The 6845-nt window shown below is 68.8% G+C and carries 6 protein-coding genes; all 6 read right to left on the reverse strand.

The window, feature by feature from the left end; genetic code table 11:
* Positions 1–4 precede the first annotated feature (4 nt).
* Positions 5–868 (reverse strand): double zinc ribbon and FHA domain-containing protein, encoded by an 864-nt coding sequence (locus IE241_RS30200; protein WP_190025029.1) that lies wholly within the window; start codon positions 866–868, stop codon positions 5–7.
* Between the two features lie 106 nt (positions 869–974).
* Positions 975–2099: a DUF881 domain-containing protein gene (locus tag IE241_RS34465; RefSeq protein WP_229900043.1), complete on the reverse strand. Its 1125-nt coding sequence runs from the start codon at positions 2097–2099 to the stop codon at positions 975–977.
* Between the two features lie 5 nt (positions 2100–2104).
* Positions 2105–2437: a small basic family protein gene (locus IE241_RS30210; RefSeq protein WP_030364457.1), complete on the reverse strand. Its 333-nt coding sequence runs from the start codon at positions 2435–2437 to the stop codon at positions 2105–2107.
* Positions 2434–3357, reverse strand: coding sequence for a DUF881 domain-containing protein (locus IE241_RS30215; protein ID WP_190025030.1), 924 nt, complete (start codon positions 3355–3357; stop codon positions 2434–2436). Before IE241_RS30215 ends, IE241_RS30210 begins: the two co-directional genes overlap by 4 nt.
* A gap of 131 nt (positions 3358–3488) precedes the next feature.
* Positions 3489–5984: a mannose-1-phosphate guanyltransferase gene (locus IE241_RS30220; RefSeq protein ID WP_190025031.1), complete on the reverse strand. Its 2496-nt coding sequence runs from the start codon at positions 5982–5984 to the stop codon at positions 3489–3491.
* An 86-nt stretch (positions 5985–6070) separates the two neighbouring features.
* Entirely contained in the window at positions 6071–6661 is a 591-nt protein-coding gene (gene clsA / locus IE241_RS30225; protein WP_190025032.1) for a cardiolipin synthase ClsA, read from the reverse strand.
* Positions 6662–6845 lie beyond the last annotated feature (184 nt).

A 6845-nucleotide genomic window follows, 5' to 3' on the forward strand; every position in this document is an offset into this window, starting at 1 on the left:
GGGGTCAGATGCCCCGCTGGCTGCCGTAGAAGACCAGCCGGTACTTGCCGATCTGGACCTCGTCGCCGCTGTTCAGAGGCACCGAGTCGATCCGCTCACGGTTGACGTACGTACCGTTGAGGCTGCCGACGTCGGAAACGGTGAAGCTGCCGTCCTGGCCTCTGCGGAACTCCACGTGCCGGCGGGAGACCGTGACGTCGTCCAGGAAGATGTCGCTCTGCGGGTGCCGGCCGGCCGTGGTCAGCTCGCCGTCCAGCAGGAAGCGGCTGCCCGAATTCGGCCCGCGACGGACCACCAGCAGCGCCGAACCCAGCGGCAGGGCGTCGACGGCCGCCTGCGCCTCCGGGGAGAGCGACGGGATCGGCGTCTGGCCGGTGGTCTCGGAGTCGTACGCCTCGAGACCGGAGATGGAGATGGTCGAGGTGGTCTCCGAGGCACGCTCGGCGACGGCACCGGGCCGCAGCGGGGCACCGCAATTGGAGCAGAACCGGCTCGCCTCGGCGTTCCGGTGGCCGCACCTCGTACATACCGGCAAGGCAGACCCTCCGTGCGCACTCGAGGTCGCTGGTGCCCCGAAACCTATGCGCCCGGTGGCGGCAGGGTCAACAGCCGACCCGCCCGGAATGTCTCCTCCCGGAGCTCCCACCTGATCCCGGAACAGCGGACGCCCCTCCTGGGCGCCCTCCCGGCTCTCGCCGCCCTCCACCGGACGCGACGCGCGGTGGCGGGCGCTGCCACCGTCCTGGCGTGCGCTCTTGCCGAACAACTTCGCAAACAACTTCACGGGCGATTCCCCTTGACCGAAACAGACCCGCCCGTGGGGCAGGACAAAACCTCGATGCACACACCATCCGACCTGGACATCCATACAACGTCCGTGGTCAACAGACAGTTTCCACCACGCACCCTCGACTTGGTGCGCCGACCCCCCGCAACCTCATGGCCTCCCTTTGAAGCCTGCATGACCGCCCGCCTCACTGCGATGACGACCGAGCGTAGTCAGGCCGCTTCGCCGGGCGCAAGGCGTCCACAATGATCTTCTCAGACCGCTGGACCGTGACGCCCGCCTGCTCCTTCTCCAGCGTCTGCACCACACCGCCGGGGATGTTGAGCGCGGGCTCCAGATCCTGCGGCTTGCCGATCACCTTGAACCGGTAAGGCTGCGAGACCTTCTTGCCGTCGATCTCCACCTTCCCCGCCGCGCCCGAAAAATAGGTGCCGGCGACGATCCGGACGTCATTGATCTGGATGGCCTCCGCACCCGCGGCCCGCAGCTCCTGGATGGTGTCCAGCAGCTTGTCTGCCTCGACGGCGCTCTTGGGGTCGCTCACCGTGAGCTCGATGCCCGGCCCCTGCGCCCCCACCGTGCCCGCGAGCACCGCCAGCTGCTGCTCCTTCTGCGTGGTCTGCTTGCGGGCCTCCGCGGCCTGGTTGGAGCTGCTCTCCAGCTCGGTGCGCTGGTTCTCCAGCCGCCGCTTCTCGTCCTCCAGCCGCTTCGTGCGGTTGTCCAGCTCGTCCAGGATCCGTACGAGGTCCTCCTGCCGGGCACCGCGCAGCGCGCTGTTGTCACTGGTCGACCGGACCTGGATGGCCAGGCCCAGCCCGAGGACGCACAGCAGCACCGCGACGGTGAGCTGTGCCCGCGTCAGCCGCGGCGGCCAGAAGGCCTTGGCCAGACGCTGACGGCCCGTCACGGGCTCGGCGGCGGTACGCGGAGCGGACGCGGGAACGGACGCGGGAGCGGGGCCCCCACCGGTCCCGTCGGACCCGGAGACGGCTTCGGGCTCGGGTCCGGTTGCGCCGCCCCCGGGTCCGGGAACAGGCTCGGCATCCGGAGCGGACTCCGGCGCGGACTCCGCGGACTCTGCGGACTCTGCGGACTTCTCCGGCTTGCGGCCCTTGCCGGGTTCGCCGACAGCCTTGCCGGGCTCGTCGGCCGCGCCGGGCTCGTCGGCCGCGCCGTCCGTACCGGACTTCGCCGGCTCTCCGGCCGGAATGCCCTTCTTCGGATCCTTCGGACTCTTCGGGCCCTTCGGTCCCTTCGGCTCCTCCGCGGAGGCGGATCCCGGCTCGTCGGGCGTGTTGTCGTCGGTGCTCATCGGCCTCACGCCCGGAAGACGTGCCGGCGAATCGCGGCCGCGTTGGAGAAGATGCGGATACCGAGGACGACCACGACGCCGGTGGACAGCTGAGCCCCCACGCCGAGCTTGTCACCCAGGAAGACGATCAGTGCCGCCACGACCACGTTGGACAGGAAGGACACGACGAACACCTTGTCGTCGAAGATCCCGTCCAGCATCGCCCGGAGGCCGCCGAACACCGCGTCGAGGGCCGCCACGACGGCGATGGGAAGGTAGGGCTCGACCACCGTCGGCACCACGGGACGGACGACAAGTCCGACCACGACTCCCACGACGAGGCCCAATACGGCGATCACGATGTGCCCTTCCCTGTGTCGGTGGCGCGCTCGGACGCGCCACCCCCCTGCGGCTGTGCGGTACGTACGATCAGGCTCGGCGCGGCGGGCAGCCGGACCTCTCCCTGAGCGGAAATGCTGTAGCGGACCCCGTAGTTCTGCTGCAGAACACGCAGATACTGCCCGTCGACGCTGCGCTGGAAGGCATTGGCGAACTTCTGCCCGTCACCGATCGCGAGCACCGTGTACGGCGGCACCAGCGGCCTGTTGTCCACCAGTATGGCGTCACCGGCGGCCCTGATCGCCGACAGCGACGTCAGCCGCTGTCCGTTGACCGAGACGGCCTCCGCCCCGGACTGCCACAGACCGTTGACGATGCGCTGCATGTCGCGGTCGCGCACCCGGCCCGTATCGGAGAAGCCGGTGCTCTCGCGCGGACCGCCGCCACCGCTCTGCTTCGTCTGCTTGGCGTCGTCCACGACGAGCTTGACCCCGGGGCCCTGCACGGCGGTCGCGCCGGCGAGCAGCGCCACCAGGTCGGCCTTGTCCCCGCCGTGCTTCTCCAGGACGTCGCGCTGCTTGCTGCCGACGGCATCCCGCAGGGTGTCGACGTTCTTCTGCAGAGTGTCGGCCGCCGAGGTCTCCCGCTCGATGCGGTCGATGAGCTGCTGGCGCTCCTTGGCCAGCGTCGGTGCCGATATCTGCGCCTGCGCCGCCCCCAGCGTCACCACCACCGCGGCGAGCAGCAGGGCCGCGGCGAGACCCAGCTTCGCGCGCAGCGGGCTCGGCAGCTTGCTGCCGCCCTCCGCCTTCCGTCTGGCCGCGGCCTCCGCGTAACCGTCGTCGAGGCTGTGGTCCATCACGTTGGTCAGCAGCGACATGGAGGCATCGGGGCGCGGAGCCGGCGGGGCCGTGCTCCGAACGGGGGGCTGCTGCGACATGCCGCACATCGTCGCACGTCGGGGGCGTCGTCTCCCAATGGCCCCACCGGCGCGCCGGGCGCAGGATCACTCCGGCACCGGTCCGGCTCCAAGGAGACGACGCCCGCCGGGTCCTGACCCGGCGTCCGCGCTCAGCGCCCGGCGCCGTCCACGACCGCCGACCACTCGTCGAGCAGGGCCTGCGCCGAGGCGTCGTCAGGCCCCTCGGCCCACAGGTGGGTCACTGCCTCGGCCGGGTCGGGCAGCACCATGACCCAGCGTCCGTCGGCCTCGACGACCCGCACTCCGTCGGTCGTGTCCACGTGCCGGTCCCCGGCCGCCTCGACCACGGACCGCATCACGAGCCCCTTGACCGCCCACGGGGTCGGCAGGTCGCGGCGGAGCACGTGGGCACGGGGGATGCGCGCGTCTATCTGGCTGAGCGTGAGCTGAGTGCGCGCCACCAGGCCGATCAGGCGGACGAATGCGGCAGTACCGTCGAAGACGCTGGTGGACTCCGGCACGATGAAGCCGCCGCGCCCGTCCCCGCCGAAGATCGTGGTCTCCGCACGCCCGACCCTGGTCAGATCGTCGGGCGACGTCGTCGTCCACTCGACCTGGGTGCCGTGGTACGCCGCCACCTGCTCGGCGATGCGCGTGGTGGTCACCGGCAGCGCCACCTTGCCGCTGCGCCGCTCGGCGGCCACCAGGTCGAGCAGGACGAGCAGGGCCCGGTCGTCCTCCACGATCCGGCCGCGCTCGTCGACGAGGGAGATCCGCTCGCCCACCGGGTCGAACCGCACGCCGAACGCGGCGCGGGCCGACGCCACGATCTCCCCGAGCCGGACCAGGCCGGAGCGGCGGTCGTCCGCGGTCTCGGTGGGGCGGGACTCGTCGAGCCCGGGGTTGATGGTGAACGCCTCCACACCGAGCCGGCCGAGCAGGCTGGGCAGAACGAGGCCGGCGCTGCCGTGCGCCGCGTCCACCACGACCTTGAGCCCTGCCTCGGCGACTCCACTGGTGTCCACGGAGCGCAGCAGCGAACCTGCGTAGGAGTCGTAGACGCTGGAGGGGAAGGAGAGGTCGCCGATCTCCCCGGGGAAGGCTCTCCGGTACTCCTGGCGGGCGTAGACGCGGTCGAGCTTGCGCTGTCCGGCCTGGGAGAGGTCGGCGCCGCGCTCGTCGAAGAACATGATGTCGACGGAGTCGGGGACGCCCGGTGTCGTACGGATCATGATGCCGCCGGCACTGCCGCGCGCCGTCTGCTGGCGGGCCACCGGCAGCGGCACGTTCTCCAGGTCGCGTACGTCTATGGCGCTGGCCTGCAGAGCGGAGATCACGGCGCGCTTGAGCGCTCGCGCACCACGGGAGTGGTCACGGGCCGTGGTGACGGTCGAGCCCTTCTTGAGCGTCGTGGCGTACGCGCCCGCGAGCCGTACCGCGAGTTCGGGCGTGATCTCCACGTTGAGGACGCCGGAGACTCCGCGCGCGCCGAAGAGATGGGCCTGACCGCGGGACTCCCAGATCACCGAGGTGTTGACGAAAGCGCCCGCCTCGATGGTCTTGAAGGGATAGACCCGGACATTGCCCTGAATAATCGATTCCTCACCGACGAGGCACTCGTCGCCGATGACCGCGCCGTCCTCGATCCTGGCGGCGCGCATGATGTCGGTGTTCTTGCCGATGACACAGCCGCGCAGGTTGCTCTGCTGGCCGATGTAGACGTTGTCGTGGACGACGGCCTTGTGCAGGAAGGCTCCGCTCTTGACGACGACGTTGGAGCCGACGACGGTGTGCTCGCGGATCTCGGCGCCGGCTTCGACCTTGGCGTAGTCGCCGATGTAGAGCGGGCCGCGGAGGGTCGCGTCGGGGTGGACCTCGGCGCCTTCGGCGACCCAGACGCCGGGCGAGATCTCGAAACCGTCTATGTCGACGTCGACTCTGCCTTCGAGCACATCGGCCTGTGCCTTGACGTAGCTCTCGTGGGTGCCGACGTCCTCCCAGTAGCCCTCGGCGATATAGCCGTAGACCGGCTTGCCCTCCTTCATCAGCTGCGGGAAGACATCGCCGGACCAGTCGACGGGGACGTCGGCCTCGACGTAGTCGAAGACCTCGGGCTCCATGACGTAGATGCCCGTATTCACCGTGTCGGAGAAGACCTGGCCCCAGGTGGGCTTCTCGAGGAAACGATCCACCTTGCCGTTCTCGTCGACGATGGTGATGCCGAATTCAAGGGGATTGGGAACGCGCGTGAGGCAGACGGTGACCAGTGCGCCCTTCTCCTTGTGGAAACGGATCAGGTCGGTCAGGTCGAAATCGGTGAGGGCGTCTCCGGAGATCACCAGGAAGGCATCGTCCTTGAGCGCCTCCTCGGCGTTCTTGACGCTGCCCGCGGTGCCGAGTGGCTTTTCCTCATTGGCATAGGTGAGCTCCATGCCGAGCTCCTCGCCGTCCCCGAAGTAGTTCCTGACGAGGGAGGCGAGGAACTGCACGGTCACCACGGTCTCGGTGAGCCCGTGCCGTTTGAGCAGTCGCAGCACATGCTCCATGATCGGCCGGTTGGCGACCGGCAGGAGCGGCTTGGGCATGCTCGAGGTCATGGGGCGAAGGCGAGTGCCTTCACCGCCGGCCATCACGACGGCCTTCATGTCGGAAGCGTCCTCCTTGAGAGACGACGGTCATGCCGACTTCACGCCCGGGATGGCCGGAGTAGGGCCGGGAGTCTGCAGCGAGATCAGTCGGCCGTGGCGTCCGCCTTGACCAGGCGGCGGACCTGGACCACATAGAGGATCCCTGCCCACCAATAGAGGGTTGTACCCCATCCGGCGAACGCCCATCCGAAAATCGCGGCAAGTGACGGCAACCAGCCCTCTCCGTCACTGAGAAGCAGCAACGGGAACGCGTACATCAGGTTGAAGGTCGCGGCCTTGCCGAGGAAGTTCACCTGCGGCGGCGGATAGCCGTGACGCCTCAGAATCCACACCATGACCAGCAGCATCGCCTCGCGGGCGATCAGGGCGGCGGTCATCCAGAGCGGAAGGATCTCACGCCACGTCAGACCGAAGAGCGTGGAAAGGATGTAGAGCCGGTCGGCGGCCGGGTCGAGCAGCCGGCCGAGGCTGCTGATCTGATTCCAGCGCCGGGCGAGCTTTCCGTCGAGGTAGTCACTGACACCGCTGAGGGCCAGGACGAGCAGCGCCCACCCGTCGTGCTCCTGAAGAATCAGCCACAGGAAGAGAGGGACGCCGACCAGACGCGCCATGCTGAGGATGTTCGGGATGGTGAGGACGCGGTCGGTCTGAACTCGCGTCTCCTGGACCTCCACCCGGGGGCCTCCTGTGGGAAATATGCGAACGATACCCCCCGACCTTACCCTTCGGCACGGCCGGGCCGCGGGGAGGGTGTCAAGGGGTCCTGAAAAGCGTCAAAACGTCAAAACGTTCTGAACGCAAAAATGCCTCAGGCCCCGAGTGATAACACTCGGGGCCTGAGGCTGAAAAATTGTTCGG

It is taken from the genome of Streptomyces hiroshimensis, from assembly GCF_014650335.1.
Classification (GTDB): Bacteria; Actinomycetota; Actinomycetes; order Streptomycetales; family Streptomycetaceae; genus Streptomyces; species Streptomyces hiroshimensis.